Origin of the sequence: Paenibacillus sp. PK4536 (assembly GCF_028594455.2) — a bacterium.
Classification (GTDB): Bacteria; Bacillota; Bacilli; order Paenibacillales; family Paenibacillaceae; genus Saccharibacillus; species Saccharibacillus nuruki.
In genome coordinates this window covers 2,955,649-2,971,802 of record NZ_CP126313.1, presented here as the reverse complement: position 1 = coordinate 2,971,802, position 16,154 = coordinate 2,955,649, and the positions used below count along the sequence as shown (strand labels likewise).

Below are 16,154 nucleotides of genomic sequence, written 5' to 3'. Positions count from 1 at the left end.
GTGTAAAAAGACAGTATACCAAACTTTACGAGTGACATCACTTTGCCATCAGAGTGACCGTATACAGCTAAAATAAGCGATGCTACGATAATAGCATCACTTTTGTGGAGGTTTGTATTATGAATGATTTTGAAAAAGATTTTAATCAATTCAAGTCAATGCGGATGGAAAGTATAGCGAATACGATTATTTATGGATCAGAAGAGTATAAGAAGTTGATGTTGGATAGTGATCGGCTGTTTACCGAGTTATGTACATATGTGAAACCAGAAGGAATGAAGTTGTTGATAGATTATTGTAATGTAGTGACTCTGCTACAAGGTATAGCAGAGTCGGTGATGTATGAGCAGGGATTAAAAGATGGGATCAAATTTAAAAATATTTTTCTAACAAAGACAAATTTTAATTAGATTAAAATATGATTTTTTGAAAAATTGATTATTTTTTATAAAATCTATTTGATTTCCAACAAAATAATTTATTTTGCACATAAAAATACAATAATATTATTAAACCAAATAAGGGAATGTAAAGATTAAAGGCTAATGCAATGAATGAAAGTAAAGATATGATCCTTGTGATCTTTACAAGGATTGTAGGAATATAATATACATCTTTAAATATATAGAAAAAAAACAATAAAGCCAAAGTTAAAAAAGTTGATATTATAAAGAATTTGAGATAGTTAAATTCTTTTGAAAAAGTGATATATAGCTTATATGGATCTGATTTGTATTTTTTATTTCTATTGATTTTTTTACTTCCAGCATTAAGATATTTTAAATATTCTTCTGATGGATTTTTTATATTCTCTTCTATGATTTTTTTTTGAAAAGAATAAGTATAATTGTTTAAATTAGATTTTAATGGTTTCTCTAATAAAATATGATTGGTAATAAGCATTCCACTAAGCATTAAAGACTCTGCTTCGATATTTGTGAATGTATCTAAATCTGTTCTTATTCTAGATAAATAATATTGTACTGATTGATCTATGCCATAATCTGTTAATGGCATACTCCCTAACTTGAATGAAGGAGGTTCATTTAAGAGTCCTTTTCTAATACTTATTAATGTCAAATTATTTTTTTGAAAATTAGTATTCTCAATACTATGCTTTTTAAGTTGATCCATTAATATGTCATTTGTTCGCATTAGCATATCTAAGGGTGAAGTTTCATAATAAAGGGTTTGATCAATATGCAAGGATCCATCACTAACAATAATCTGGTCGTAGTCTTCTTCCATAAGTGCTGATATTCCCAAATTATCTATTACTCCACCATCTATAAATGATAATATGGATTTATCCAAAAATATATTCATTGGAGGAAATAAGCCCGGTACGCATGAAGAAGCTGCTACAACATGTCCTATAGTTAACTTTTTATAGTCAAATCTATATTTATTTGCTTGATATTTAGATATTTCTTCAGCAAACTTAAAAAAATTATTTTCGGCATCTTTTAAATCCGAAGTAAAACAACATATCTTTCCAAAGTTTACATTAGTTGAATTTATAATCAATTTAGGGAGACCTTCTGATTGACACAACTGATCCATCGTTACATTTTTATCCTTAAATGAAAATTCATCAAAAAAATATTTATTTAATAATTCTACTAAGTTATGATTTTCAGCAAGAGATTTATTTCTTATAAATAAATCTCCTAAATGATGAATAAAAAACTTATTTCTAAGATTCTTGTTTACTTTCTTAAAAAAATCAATTGATATCTTTTCAATAATTTCTATATAATCTTGATCGACTAAGTCTTTATTTAATTTATTTTTATATCTTTGTAGTTCTAGGTAATAATATGCTCCAATAATTGACCCTCCAGAAACAGTAGATATTGCTGTCACATGTTTGAGAAGACCTAATCTAGCAAGTTCGCTTAGTACACCAATATGAAAAAATGAAGCTCTAAAACCTCCTCCCGATAATGCTAATGCTATTCGCTTTTGTTTAACTGATTCATCCAATTGCTACTCCTCGTTTCAATAAAATATAAAACTAAAATATTATATATTTATCTACCATTTTTCTTAAACTATAATCTTTCAAATAATTGGAATCATTAGAAGTAAGATCTATAAATTTAAACTTATCTATAGATACTTTTTGGGAATCCAATATATATTTCTCTTTTCCTTTAATTTCAACGATTATAATTTTTAAAGTTTCTTCTGAATTTTTTATACTATGATTAGATGTATACACTTCTAAACTAGCATACTCTTGAATCGATTCTTTTTTGACAAACTGATTTGAGTTACTCAACTCAAAAAATTTACTTTTAGATTCTAAAATCTTTTTAAATTTTTCTGTAAAGAGTTCTTCTGGCTTCAAATAGTATAAATTTATATTATTTTGCATATTTAAAAAAGCATATGGAAGATTAAATTTATTTATATATTTATAATAGTATCCTTCAGATTTTATGAATTTATCTATCATATCTATAAATTTATTATTAGAAGAATTTATTTTGGTTATAGTCCTGATACACATTAATAATATTTCAGGATAGTTTTTAATTAAACTTAGAATCTCATTACTTTTATTCTTATTTTTTTGTTTTGTATTATCACTAAAAGAAATAGGAGATTTTAAAGGACAATTGTTATATTTTTCTTGATCATATTTTGCTAAATTTTTAATATCTTTACTGTAATGTTTTGCATATAATGGTTTAGACTTTTCATTTCCAATTTTTTTTTGAGGATATAAATTAATAATTTGGATTGGATTATTACAAGAAGGACAGACAGCATAATATTTCATTTTTTCTTCTTTTATAAAATATGGTTCTCTTTTATGAGTAAGATTCTCAAAATTAGTAACTGTTAATTCATGAATAATATTTGATTCTTGCGAAATTTTGAATATTTTCAATGATTTTTCCTCCTAAATATATTTAAAATTAATTACATTTTCATTTATTTAAAATTTCAAAAGATATCTTAGATTAATATTCTTATATTAAAAAAATGAAATATAAGATTTCACGCTAGGATCATTCAAGTAATAATCATCAAAAGACATAAATTCATATTTGTGATTAGTATAATTGCCTCTTATGACACTTCCAGAAATATGATGACCTAATCCTAAACCATAATGAGTTTTAAATTTCCATTGTCCATTCGCATCTTTCTCCATAGTAATAAAATCTTCATCTGAACTAATAGAATACTTATCTAAATTCTCATTAGTTTGTTTAAAAGACCAATTGTATTCCGTATATACATAAGCGATCTGATCATCCGCATATAATACTGCAACATTTTTAGGGTATGTTTTATATTCTGCTTTTCCTCCTTCAATTGCTTGCTTCTTACTATTGGCAACTTCAAATGAAGCATATAATGCTTTTTTTATTTCTTTTACCTTCTCAGGTTCATTCATTTTAAGGTTGTTCACTTTATCATGAATATCATCTAAATAAAGAGCCTGATTCCAAGATGTTGAAGTATCTACTTTCCAAGCATTATTCACTCTTATTAAGCGAAGCCATACTGCTCCGGGTTTTCGTGATACTTTACCCATCTCTAGATAAGGAACTTTCACCATTACTTCATCATGAGATATAAAAAACAGATGTTTAATTGTCCAATCTGTTACTGTAAGGTGTGGTTCTGGCCATTGTTCATCAGAGAAAGCTGTTTCGATCCAACCTTCATCATGTTCTAAAAAAGCAGCAGTATACAATGACAAATCTGGACTGTATCCTTCTGATGATCCTGTCATATAGTGATTCACAAATTCTTTGACTTGGTTTACTTGTTCAGTTTTGTTATCCCAAGAATTCATATTAATGATATGTTTTGAAAAATCGTATTTCACATCATAATTTAATAAAGAAGCTACAAAATCAATAGGTATATACAAACGTCCATTTTTAAAAGTTGCAGTCGTTGGCATTGTTATATACTCTTCTGCAAAATCATATATATCATTATTGATATATATTTCTATAACATGATCACCATCTCTAAATATTAGACGATTAAGAATTGTAGTTGAAAGAGACTCTTTTCGCTCTACCAAAGACCTTTTTTCCCAACCTAGTGGTCTGCCTACTTTGAATCCAGTATTATTCAACAAATCTGCTGCCGATACCATCATTAATCCATCCTGCATAAAAGCTTGTGTTTGAATAGCTTGTTGATTACCTTCCGTATCAATTTGTAGTGAATATGCTTCTAATTTTGAAGAACTTATCGTACTTTTATTATCTGCGTAAGCTACTCTAGACACAGGCAAACACTGCACAAGTAGCCCTGCTACAAGCACTCCTTTAATAATCAATCTATATACTTTTTTCATGTACAAACCCCTTTTATGTATTTTTTTGTTACTAATAAGTACTATTCTTATTAACGGCAAATTCTATAGTATAAATTAGAGTTGATTGATGTTAACTTGTACCTTATAAATAAAATAAGTCTATTCCTCCATAATAGAGAGACAGGCTTATCTTTTATTCTGGCTTTCAATACATACACGTACGGTTCTATACAATATAGAAAAGTTAAAGTAGATTATTGTACTTCAACCGCAAATATTATAAATTTTATTTTTCTACTTCTTGCCATTTAAGATCAAGCAATATAGGTGGTATATAAACAGGACTAAAAAACTCATATTCTAGATTTCTATTCAGTTGTCCGATTAAAATCTCACCTTTGGAATTGTATTGAATTTTCCAATCTGCACTAATTGCTGCTTTACCTCGTTTTAATTTTTCAATGGCTTCGTTCCAACTTAATGGATCATGTGGCTGATTATTAATTTTAATAATGTAAGCATCATATTCTTCCTTTATACGTTGTTCATGTTGTTGCTCTAATTCAAAATCAGCTTCAGAATCCCAAATTTCTATAAAATCTATACCTTTGATATTATTGGCTAAAAGCAATTCTTTAAATTCATCAGATACAAAATAAGTTAAATCAGCAAGTCCAGGTATTTTAAATATATGTCTTTTTTCATTATCCTTTAGAATAGATTCTACAAAAGAGATTTTACTATACCTTCTGATTATTCCACTATAGATCGTATCAGGAATAGACTTTTCAGCATCCACACAATCAATCACATTAAAAATATTACATAGGTAGAAATTAAAATCAGGGTGTTGAACAGGAAGAAATTCAATTAAATCCTTAACAAGGGGGTTAACAATATTAAATACCTTTTCACTAATTACAGGAATGCTTGATATATAAACAGCAAAATCACTATATTTGTACTTTTTCTTAACTGTGCCTACTGGATATTCAGGCCAAGATAAAGGTAATAGTTCTCCATTGAAATAAGGAAATTCAAATTTCATAAACTTTTCTTGATCTAAAGAAACCAACATTATACTCTCATGACTAGGCTCAATTTTCCAAATTTTCATTTTATTCTCCTTAATTAATTGCTATAGAACTTTTCAAAACGATTAAGTACTCATTTAATTTTTATTCTATACTTAAAAAAATGAAATATAAGATTTCACAATAGAATCATTGTAGATAGTAATTATCAAACGCCATAAACTGATACTTATAATTAGAATAATTTCCTCTTATGAGGGTACTTGGAATGCTATATTCGAGTTCTAAATTGTAACGCATTTTAAAACTCCATTGTCCCTTTATATTTTTCTGCATAGTAATAAAATCTTTATTAGAAGCAATATAATATTTATTTAAGTTTTCATCTGTTTGTTTAAATGACCAGTTATATTCTGTGTATACATATGCAATCTCATCATCTGCATATAGTACTTCAATATTCTTAGGAAAAGTTTTATATTCGACTTCAGTTCCTTCTACTGTCTGTTTTTTAGCATTTGCCCGATTAAATGAACTATACAATCCTTTTTTGATTGCTTTTACTTTTTGTGGTTTATTGATTTTAAGCTTTTTTATTTTCGCTTTCATATCATTTAAATAAAGAGGTTGAGCCCAAGAGGTTGAACTGTCTACCTTCCATTCGCTATCCGTTCGTATTAAACGAAGCCATACTCCACCTACTTTTTTTGATGCTTTACCAACTTCTAAGTAAGGAACTTTTACCATGACTTCATCATGAGATATAAAAAATAAATATCGAATATTCCAATCTTTAAGTACAAGGTTCGGTTCTGGCAATTGTTGATTAGAAAAAGCCGTATCAATCATATCCTCATCATGTTCTAGAAAAGCTGTGGTATATAGTGATAAATCTGAACTATATCCTCCTGATGCTCCATTCATATAACGATTCACAAATTCCTTGACTTGTTTCACTTGCTCTTTCTTATTATTCCAAGAATTAATTACAATTACATTTGTTAAGTAATCATATTTCACATCATAATTCAGTAGAGTGGTCATGAACTCAAGAGGTATGTATAAGTAGCCATTCATAACAGTTGCATGAGTGGGCATACCCACAGATTCTTTAATTGAAAATTCACTATGTTGTTCCTTTATAAAAATGTCTATCGAAAAGTTATCCTTGTTAAATCTAAAAGAATTAAAAATAGTACTTGAAAGAAATTCATTTCGTTCTACCAAAAAGCTAGTTTTTGAAGCATCACTCTCTTCTATTTTGAACCCCGTATTATTCAATAAATCTGCTGCCGATACCATCATTAATCCATCCTGCATAAAACCCTGTGTTTGAATGGTTTGTTGATTACCTTCCGTATTAATTTGTAGTGAATATGCTTCTAATTTTGCTGGTGTGACTAACCATTCCTCATCAGCCGCATAAGCAAATGTAGACACAGCCAAACACTGCACAAGTAGCCCTGCTACAAGCACTCCTTTAATAATCAATTCATATACTTTTTTCATGTACAAACCCCTTTTATGTATATTTTGTTACTAATAAGTACTATTGTTATTAACGGCATTTGCTCTTATTTAATTTACCTATCATTGAGCAAGAATTAACTTATTTGAAATAATACGATTTTCGCAGTGTTTTTAGCAGTTACTTAGCATTCTACTTATAACCAAACATCAAAAAAAGCTGTCGCTCCTGTGAGCACAGCTTTTTCTTCATTTCTATATTTGCCGATCCGAATCTTCTATATTCACTCTTCCACTTGATCCCTTACCCATATCCGGAATCCATTGCCTTCCGCTTGAGCTTCTTCTAGTACACCTAGTACTTGATCTGCTTTGTCTCCTAGACGTTCACGGCTTACATCATAGTTTAGCCACTCCATCTGTAAGGGCAATTCGATCATGCCTGTTAAACAATCCCATAGAGCATCTAGATTTTTTCCATAAAATTCAGGCAGTTCTAACTTCTGTTGGAGTGTCTCGTGTAGTTCAGCGATGGTATGAAAGTCCTCGCCATTGATTGTTACCATGTTCATCTTTAATCATCCTTTACATCTTAAAGTGCTATTCATAGCTATATGCCAGAAGCAATCATCTGCTCTGGCATACGCGTATGAACAACGTTTATGTTCTACATTTTCGTAAATGAAGCATAGTGATCTGTTGTTTTGTACACTAGACCGTCATTGGAGTACAAAATACGATCGGAGTTACGGAAGCCGGAAGTGTAGTTGATATCTGCTTCACGCCATGTGCGTCCACTTGCTGTTGGAAGTAATCCTTCACGGTTGCTGAATACATCTCCACCAATACTTTTACCTGGAGCGACTGTTGCTAAGTTTCCTTTAGAAGAAACCCATCCAAGCGCAGATGCTTGCGATTTCGTAATAAAGTTACATGGCAATGTTTTATTCGCTTTGATGTAATTCGATACACCTGTGAACGTGTTGATAATCGTACACGTTGCTGCTGAAGCTTTTTCTGGCTGTGCAACAGGTGTAACTTGTGAGCCGGTAAAGAAGACAACCGTTAACATGAGTGCAAGTAGTGCTGTGGACAAAAATCTTTTCATTTTCCAGCCTCCTATGTAGCTCGTATTGGATGAACGTTGTTAACTTATAACGTCATATACACATTATAGGTAACAAGTATTCTCTTTACCATTTATATCACACAAGTTTGTTTAAAATTTTAAATTTAATGCATCTATTTGTAAATTTTTCTAAATATAACGTAAAATGAAAGTAAAAGTAACCCCTATATCTCTCTAATCTTCATCTAAACTTAGAAATAAAGGTTACATGCACATGCTTGTTTATTTTACCATATCAATCCAGCGACATCAGGGATACTTCTATATGTTCTATTCGTGCATCCTTCTTGAATAAGGATATAAAAATAGCTACCTCTTCATCAAGTGTAAAGAGATAGCTCGATCTTTATTTACAATTTTAACAAATCTTCTCGAATCGGAGTAAACACATCCAACAATGCAGAGTCTTCTTCAAGTGCAATGACTCCGTGTAACGCATTCGGAGGAATATTAATCGACTGTCCTTGCGTGACTGTGGTCTGCTCATTGTCGATCGTAAATGTAAATGAACCGCGCAGACAGTAACTCATCTGTTGATGAGGATGTTGATGCTGGTATCCTTCTGCGCCTTTGGTAAAATGAACTTCCATCATCATTAAGCCACCATTGGCATTCAGAATACAACGTTTTACTCCCGGCTCTGCATCTTCCCATACCCCTAGATTACTCATACCAATTCTGCCTCCTTATTTATGTTGAACAGCTTTAAGATTGGATCTAGTCAAATATAAGTTTGGACTACGTTATATCTTGATTGCTTCATCTGCATCTACGCGTTTCCATTTGCGATAATTGCCCATAATAATAAGCAATAGAATTAAGAAAGCCACAGCATAACTTGCAATTAACATCAAAGACACTTGAATCGGTGCACGATCCAATGTATAGCCAATCAGCACAGGGAATACAGCATTACCAAAGCCTGCAAATCCGGTGATCAGACTGGTTACTGTACGAGCCATATTAGGTAAAGTATGATTCGCATAGACCATCGTAATCGAGTACACACCTGACATCGTAAATCCTAACAATGGTACTAATAGATAGCCTGCCCATTCTTGACGGAATACGAGAAATGCCAGCAGAATCAATAGACTCAGTGACATACTGATCAATAGGAAGCGACTATAATTCACCCGGCGAATGATCCAACTGGTTGCCAGTCGCCCGATAACCATGGCTCCCCAGAACGCTCCAATACTAATCGAAGCATAGTATTCCGAACTGCCAAAATAACTAATAAAGATAGAAGATAAGAAATTATTCAGACTACCTTCTATTCCACAATACACAAAAATCATCAGCAAAAATATGCTTAATAACACTATTTTATGTCTTCCTGTTACCGTAGCTGAAGGCGCAACTTCTACGGCATCGACTGCTTGATTGGATGATGTCTCTTCTTCTCGGGAATATTGAATACGCATCCATACAATCCCCATCACTAGCGAGATCAATCCAGTAACTGCAAATACCCACTGCCAGTGCCCTAGTGCAATAAAACCGCTTGCAAAAACAGGCATACCGAGCGCCCCAAGACCGAACGATACTTCCAAATAACTCATCGTCACCGCTCGCCGACTCACAAATCTCTCCATCACGAGAGCCGCTACAACAACTTCAATCGCAGATACACTGAGACTATTAAAAAAGTTCAATATTGTAATCCATGAGTACTCTGGTAAAGTGAGCATCATACTCTGGGTGACCGCAATAATAAGCGCTGAACTTGCCAGTGTAACCTTTTCGCCAAATCGATGCATCATATAAGCAGACAATGGAACTCCGATCAAGAATCCAATCGAACCGATAAATACCAGTGTTCCACCCTCCGTATAACTTAGATTATAATGCCCCAATAACTGCGGCATAATCGCTCCAATGGTAGTCACCACTAATCCTGCTAGAAAATACATCAGATACGATGCCAATGCAAACTTCTTCATATCAACAACCTTTCCTGCACTTACGCAACCATCTTTATTTACTAGATAAAAAAATACGTTTTCTTCTCTATATTCTTATATCCTATCTTTTCTACCCTATCAGAAAATGTCGAATAATGAAAGCAAAAAAGCCTCCTTTCACCAAATCTATGGCAAAAGAAGGCTTTTATTTATCATATTAAAATGTTCGTCATTATACACCGACTTCTATATTATAAAGTGGATGCACTACATAGTTATAAATGTACTACCGTATGCATCATTCAAGGTGTAATGTATTAAACTATAATTTTATTGATTTTTTAATTTAGCTTTGTATGCTTTGGAATATTGATCCGCCGCAATAATCGCATCTTTCACATCATCCGCAGTCACAGGGAAAGGCAGATTATGAGCCGTCTCATCTGCTTTGGTCGCCGCTTCAGCTACACGATAAAGATCTTCATCGCTTGCATCTTGTAAATGTAGATCTTCCAATGTCACTGGCAATTCCAAGCTGATATAGAAAGCAATATAACGTTCGATTTCTTGAATAGAACGTTTCTCAAGAGCTAACTGTGACAACGTACCAAAAGCGACTTTCTCACCATGTGTCATATGATGAATTTCTCCATCCAATACAGTAAATCCATTATGGATAGCATGTGCCGCAGCTAGACCTCCACTTTCGAATCCAAGTCCACTGAGTAGTGTATTGGCTTCAACTACCGATTCAAGCGCAGGTGTAACCACTTTACGTTTAACTGATTCATAAGCAAGTACACCATAATCGAACAATACTTCTTCGCATTTACGAGCAATCGCTTCAGCCGCAATCGTTGTTAGACCGCCTGCCATGGTTGTCGCGCGAGCTTCAATTACTGCTCTAGCTTCTACCCATGTTGCTAGTGCATCTGCTATACCCGAAGATAAGAAGCGTGGTGGTGCGCCGGCAATCGTTTTGGTATCGACTAGAATCAAGTCAGGATTTTTGTTGTAAAATTTATAACTTTCAAATACACCTTCATCTGAATAAATAACCGAAAGTGCACTGGTTGGTGCATCGGTAGACGCTGTTGTTGGGATAATAACGCTGTACCCACCCAACTGATCGCTGACCGCTTTGGCGGTATCTAACGTTTTACCACCGCCTACACCGATAACGATCGTTGCCTGACCTTCTTTACCAAGTCCTGCTAGACGGTTAATCTCATTTGTTGAAGCTTCACCGTTAAATACGGCTTTGGTGTATTGTACGCCAGCTTTGTCCAAACTTTCCAATACACGGTTCCCTGCTATATCCCAGACAATATCATCAGCGATAACTAATGCTTTGCCATCGTTAATGCCTTTGACGTATTCTCCTGCTTTGTCGGTAACATCTCTACCCTGTACGTATTTTCCCGGGCTGATAAATATGCGTTCTGTCATGAAGATCTTCCCCTTCCAATTCATCAAATAGTTGGTCGAATGGATCCTATTACTCCGCTATGTACCTGAATGTGTACTTCCCTATATTGTAAATGTTGCCCACTATTCATCTTAGTTATTAGGAATCGGCAATGGCGGATCAATAGTCTCTTCTTCTAATTTCACCAAAACTGACCTTTATGAACACTAAGAAGGTTAGCTTTCGGCTTTTCAAAGTAGATAATGATGTTGATTATAGAATATAGGTGATTATTGTCAAATAGAGTATTCCAAAAATATGAAATTCTGCTAACAGCGAATATTATTTTATTTTGTTCGCCTTTTTTACGAACAAAGTATTGCATCTTTACAAGTTATACCATATAATAAGAACATAAGTTCTTATACTAGGTGGTGATATGAATGGCTGTATTTTTATCTGAAGAAGAGCGATCTCTGGTAAAAAGCTATCTGCTGCTTGTTTATATTCAAAAGAAATTTGATCGTGATGCAAAGTCGTTAGAGGAAAGTGATCAATTGCCGTCTGCCGGATTATATATGGAAGTGATTCGTAGCGGTATTGACCGCACTAATCTATTGTTGTCAGAAGTTCGTCGTGATCTGCGTAGTCATAATTTACGATTATATGAGATTAATCAATCTCCTACTCATATTGAAGCTCAGATTCTTTGTAGTGGTCATCATGGCGTATTTCAGTTAGGAATAACTGAATTTCATCAAGAAGCGAATGAACGGATGCGTGCTTATCTGGGATTGTCTCCTGTTCCAGCTACTCATACACCTTCGTCTTATGAAGATCAAGGTTCTCCACATCCTGCAACAGTGTCTAATAACACGAAGCTACGGGAACCTTCTCGTTATTCAGGTTATCGTCCTTATCGTACAGGTACACTTGGTTAATTACAGTTATTCTAGGGGTTACTATCTAAATACCGTCTAGATTCCATATCCATTGATTTTAGTGAAACCACACATTTCGCTAGTCTGCATTTTCATTCAACTCCTTGAATGGCTTTTATATAATAAAAGCATCTATGATCTCTGTCTTGTCGGCAGATGTTCATAGATGCTTTTTTGTGTGACTTTATATAACTCTTTGACTGCTTTTATTTGGATGATGCTTTATTCCTCAGATGCTGGCTGAGTAGTATCGTCCATTTCATCTAGCGGACTCCGGCGTTCTTCTTTGGAAGGCTGATAGATATAGCTACGACTTAATTTAACAACGTTACGGTTAGGACGGCGAATCAGTACCTGCTCATCATCCCATGCTACAACGATGCCACGAATATCATTTTCTCGAATATCATCACGCACGACACGGACTTTCTCACCGGATACACGGTATGCATCTAATTCATCATCTGTAATCATCAATTCACCCTCTTATCGATTATATTTATCTGTACAAAAAAAGACCTAAATGAAATCCCATTTAGGTCTGATAATTTGTTGAAATGTCTGTAGATTCTAGTTGACTGTAACGACAAAGGATTTTCCTAAAGCGGATTAACGCTGTGCAGGTTCTTTGGTATCGTTTTTCTCGAACCAAAAATCAAGCACTTTAGCTGACATCACACGTTGTTCTACATATTCTACTTGGTGAGCTGAAAATTCTTGCTCCCATGCAAAATCCAGGTCTTTACACAATCCTACAATGGTCAACAGTTCTGACCAGGCAACATAGCGTTTATACCAAAAGAACTGAGGATGTTCAATCATATAGGGATACAGGTCATCAAATTCAGTGTGCTTACAATCCAAAGCACGCTCGAAGTGAATTTTTGCATCGGCTAGTTTTTTGATGAAGAACTCTTCAGTAATCGGTTCTTTCCCCATTGGTCTGCCTCCCCTCGATAACATATCTTTATTATAAGACAAATATACCCCATTTGGAAAGAGATTGCTCACATTTTCAACAAAAGGTTCAAGATATTTGTAAATGTAGTGACAATTGCGCTTAGATCACCAAGCACGAATATGGGTTATATTGTAACATATCGGAATCTGCTTTACCGAATATAAGACTTTGTTGCAACAAATTTGATTCAACTAGAACTTATTTGTAATTGTCTATCTATACGGTAACTACGTGTATGATACCACTTTGGATCACCCGAATGTAATTTGTCCATCTTGAAGTGAAGTGATTTTGACCAGTGAATCCAGACGAATATTCTGATCACGAATCGCTTGTGCTCCACTTTGGAAGCATTTCTCGATTACAATACCTACGCCTAGTAATGTTGCACCGGAGCGTTCAATAATGCGAATCATTCCGCGAGCGGCATCTCCATTTGCGATAATATCATCAATAAATAGAATACGATCTTGCTCGGTCACAAATTGACGGGACAGCATAATATCGGTCACAATCCCTTTGGTAAATGAAGGCACACGCTCGATCAATGAATCGGGATCAGCAAGCAATGTCTTTTTACGACGTGCAAACACAAGCGGTACACCCAGTTCAAAAGCTGTTGTGAAAGCGACCGGAATCCCTGAAGATTCAACGGTAACCACTTTGGTAACCCCTTCTGTCCGGTACAAATCCGCAAACTCTTTGCCCATACGCATAATCAGTTGCGGATCGACTTGATGATTCAGTATGGCATCTAATTTTAGTACATCGTTAGACATAACTGATCCTTCTGCCAAAATACGTTGTTTTAATTCTTCCATATTCTCCGTCCCCCATCACCGGTATTCTGGTGCTTCTTTAGTGTCATCATATCATGTATCAAAGCTGTGATTTACTTTTTTCTATTCTGGCTCATTCGGTAATACCGATAACTGAGACATGGATTCTACTGAATTTTCAGGTTGAAATTCCAAATATAACTTTTTGAGTTCATTGACGATGTGACTTAATGAATATTGTGTTTTGGCTTTTTCCCAGCCTGTGCGTGCCAATTCATAACGATACGAAGGATCATTGATGACTTTTTCAAGCGCATCTGCAAGCAACTTTTCATTTTCCGGTGGAACTAATAATCCATTGACACCATCTTCAATCTGCTCGGCTATACCACCAATATCGGTTCCAACTAATGCTAACCAACAAAGGGCTGCTTCAGCAAACACGGAACCAAATGCTTCAGCACGCGAAGGCAGAACGAAAATATCAAAGAAAGGCATAAATTCTTCTGGATGTAAGGTATATCCATAAAAAATCGTTTCTTCATAAATACCTAACTTTTTCGCTAAGTCTTCAAGATCAGTACGACTTGGACCATCCCCGATAATATGCAGTACATACGCTTGTCCACGCTGTTTGAGAAGCGCGCAAGCCTCAAGTAGTGTGTCTAGACCTTTCGCAGGGACAAGGCGACATACGGTGATAAGCTGAGCCACTTCATTTTCATGAGCGATCGGCTTGAATCGTTTCTCATCGAATCCATTCGGTAACACTCTGACGTGCTCAGGATGATCTAAAAAAGGCGCTAAGTATTGACGGAACGAATGAGATACCGTCATCAAAATATCTGTTTTATGTTCTAGTTCTCGGTACAATGATGTCAAAAATTGATCTTCCAGTCCACCACGTTCGATTTTACCATTCAAAATCAGTTCACGTTCATAACTGGAGTGAATGGTCTGTACCAGCGGCGTATCTGGAAATACTTCTTTCATCACCATACCGACTAATGGATGATGAGAATGGATAAGATCATACGGTTTATTCAATCGCATTTTCGCCCACCAGCGGTAATCTTTATACGTCTGAATATACTTCGTTACTATAGGACTTTCACTATAGATCGTCCAATCAAACGTTTCAAAAACAACGTCTTCTTTTCCTTTATTGCGAATCCGTTTGGGCAAAGAAAATAATTCCATTTCCCAGCGTGCAGAACTGAACCGTTCCTGCAAATAAGGGATCATGGACGATACGCCCCCTGGCTGTTCAGGAGGAAAAAACAAAGCTTGCAACAATCTCAAAATTGTTCCTCCTTCCTGTATGCTGATAATTATTGATTGTACCATGTATTGAAGTCAACCAACACAACAAAACCGCTCAAAATACAGAGCGGCTAATCAAAATTTAAACAGATATCAGTCCATGCTTGACCAAAATGTGATGAATACCATCTTCGTTGTTAGATAACGTAACCTCATCTGCCGCGGCTTTGACTTCAGCAGGAGAATTATCCATCGCAACCCCAAGTCCGGCATACGTAATCATCGAAAGGTCGTTAAAATAATTACCGATCGCTATCACTTCCGAAGAGGCAATCCCTTTACTTTCAGCCAGTGCTTGTAGCGAAGACCCTTTGGAAGATTGAGGATGCATGAGGTCGATAAAAAACTCACCACTCCGCAACATATTGAACTCTGGATTCCATGTTATCCATTCTGCATAAGCTTGATCTAATTGATCAATTGTAGCAAAAGCACTTAGCTTGAGCACAGGCTCTGTAAATTCACTCCACGGTGGTAATACTTGAGGTGTCATTAGAAAGTTATCATACATTTTACCTGCATCTGCTTGTAATGTATCAATTGAATCCACGTACAACCCAAATGCTGTATTGATATCAAAATGAATATCATGTTGCTTACAGTACTGAATATAGGGATCAAGCCCTTGCGCGGCTAACGGAAATTGATGCACGATTTCTCGGGTACCTGCATGAACAGTGGCTGCCCCATTATGGACAATCACATAACCATCTTCGTGTAATCCGAGTTGCTCCATGTATGGAATCGAGTTAATGGGTGTTCTACCTGTGCAAAATACGATCTCCACGCCTTGAGCGGCTACTTGCTTGATCGATTGTGCGGTCTGTGGTGAAATCTCATGATGATCATTTAAAAGAGTTCCATCCATATCGAGTGCAATTAAACGGTATGTCATTGTTCACCTGTCCTTA

The 16,154-nt window shown here is 34.7% G+C and carries 17 protein-coding genes; 2 read left to right on the top strand and 15 right to left on the bottom strand.

Annotation, left to right across the window (positions count from 1 at the left end):
- The first annotated feature begins 119 nt into the window (after positions 1-119).
- Positions 120-410 (top strand): hypothetical protein, encoded by a 291-nt coding sequence (locus PO903_RS13365; RefSeq protein ID WP_273593658.1) that lies wholly within the window; start codon positions 120-122, stop codon positions 408-410.
- Between the two features lie 28 nt (positions 411-438).
- On the opposite strand, the gene PO903_RS13360 is transcribed toward PO903_RS13365, so the two are convergent.
- The 10 genes from PO903_RS13360 to PO903_RS13315 form a co-directional block, all read right to left on the bottom strand.
- Complete coding sequence (locus tag PO903_RS13360; RefSeq protein ID WP_273593657.1) at positions 439-1,986, bottom strand: patatin-like phospholipase family protein; 1,548 nt, start codon at positions 1,984-1,986, stop codon at positions 439-441.
- Positions 1,987-2,017: 31 nt separating this feature from the next.
- Positions 2,018-2,899, bottom strand: coding sequence for a hypothetical protein (locus PO903_RS13355; RefSeq protein ID WP_273593656.1), 882 nt, complete (start codon positions 2,897-2,899; stop codon positions 2,018-2,020).
- Between the two features lie 87 nt (positions 2,900-2,986).
- Positions 2,987-4,333: a stalk domain-containing protein gene (locus PO903_RS13350; RefSeq protein WP_273593655.1), complete on the bottom strand. Its 1,347-nt coding sequence runs from the start codon at positions 4,331-4,333 to the stop codon at positions 2,987-2,989.
- A 247-nt stretch (positions 4,334-4,580) separates the two neighbouring features.
- Positions 4,581-5,411, bottom strand: coding sequence for an imm11 family protein (locus tag PO903_RS13345; protein WP_273593654.1), 831 nt, complete (start codon positions 5,409-5,411; stop codon positions 4,581-4,583).
- A gap of 106 nt (positions 5,412-5,517) precedes the next feature.
- Positions 5,518-6,837 carry a stalk domain-containing protein gene (locus PO903_RS13340; RefSeq protein ID WP_273593653.1) on the bottom strand — a complete coding sequence of 440 codons (1,320 nt, stop codon included), beginning with the start codon at positions 6,835-6,837 and terminating at the stop codon, positions 5,518-5,520.
- 242 nt (positions 6,838-7,079) lie between these two features.
- On the bottom strand, positions 7,080-7,367 hold the full coding sequence (locus PO903_RS13335; protein ID WP_273593652.1) for a barstar family protein: 288 nt from the start codon (positions 7,365-7,367) through the stop codon (positions 7,080-7,082).
- 95 nt (positions 7,368-7,462) lie between these two features.
- Complete coding sequence (locus PO903_RS13330; protein ID WP_069327827.1) at positions 7,463-7,903, bottom strand: ribonuclease; 441 nt, start codon at positions 7,901-7,903, stop codon at positions 7,463-7,465.
- 371 nt (positions 7,904-8,274) lie between these two features.
- A complete protein-coding gene (locus PO903_RS13325) occupies positions 8,275-8,595 on the bottom strand; it encodes a cupin domain-containing protein (RefSeq protein WP_273593651.1) in 321 nt (106 codons plus the stop codon).
- Positions 8,596-8,667: 72 nt separating this feature from the next.
- Positions 8,668-9,870 (bottom strand): MFS transporter, encoded by a 1,203-nt coding sequence (locus tag PO903_RS13320; RefSeq protein WP_069327825.1) that lies wholly within the window; start codon positions 9,868-9,870, stop codon positions 8,668-8,670.
- Between the two features lie 291 nt (positions 9,871-10,161).
- Positions 10,162-11,280, bottom strand: a complete 1,119-nt coding sequence (locus PO903_RS13315) for a glycerol dehydrogenase (RefSeq protein ID WP_273593650.1) — start codon at positions 11,278-11,280, stop codon at positions 10,162-10,164.
- A 402-nt stretch (positions 11,281-11,682) separates the two neighbouring features.
- Between PO903_RS13315 and PO903_RS13310 the strand changes: the two genes are divergently transcribed.
- Positions 11,683-12,180 (top strand): YhjD family protein, encoded by a 498-nt coding sequence (locus PO903_RS13310; protein ID WP_273593649.1) that lies wholly within the window; start codon positions 11,683-11,685, stop codon positions 12,178-12,180.
- A 222-nt stretch (positions 12,181-12,402) separates the two neighbouring features.
- Here the strand turns inward: PO903_RS13310 and PO903_RS13305 are convergent, their stop codons facing one another.
- From PO903_RS13305 to PO903_RS13285, 5 genes are all read right to left on the bottom strand, one after another.
- Positions 12,403-12,654: a hypothetical protein gene (locus PO903_RS13305; protein ID WP_069327822.1), complete on the bottom strand. Its 252-nt coding sequence runs from the start codon at positions 12,652-12,654 to the stop codon at positions 12,403-12,405.
- Between the two features lie 135 nt (positions 12,655-12,789).
- Complete coding sequence (locus tag PO903_RS13300; RefSeq protein WP_069327821.1) at positions 12,790-13,119, bottom strand: hypothetical protein; 330 nt, start codon at positions 13,117-13,119, stop codon at positions 12,790-12,792.
- A gap of 273 nt (positions 13,120-13,392) precedes the next feature.
- Positions 13,393-13,962, bottom strand: a complete 570-nt coding sequence (locus PO903_RS13295) for a xanthine phosphoribosyltransferase (protein ID WP_069327820.1) — start codon at positions 13,960-13,962, stop codon at positions 13,393-13,395.
- A gap of 81 nt (positions 13,963-14,043) precedes the next feature.
- The gene (locus PO903_RS13290; protein ID WP_273593648.1) at positions 14,044-15,222 is read right to left on the bottom strand and encodes a glycosyltransferase family 4 protein; all 1,179 of its coding nucleotides are present in this window, start codon (positions 15,220-15,222) and stop codon (positions 14,044-14,046) included.
- A gap of 103 nt (positions 15,223-15,325) precedes the next feature.
- Positions 15,326-16,138 (bottom strand): Cof-type HAD-IIB family hydrolase, encoded by an 813-nt coding sequence (locus PO903_RS13285; protein WP_273593647.1) that lies wholly within the window; start codon positions 16,136-16,138, stop codon positions 15,326-15,328.
- Positions 16,139-16,154: the final 16 nt, after the last annotated feature.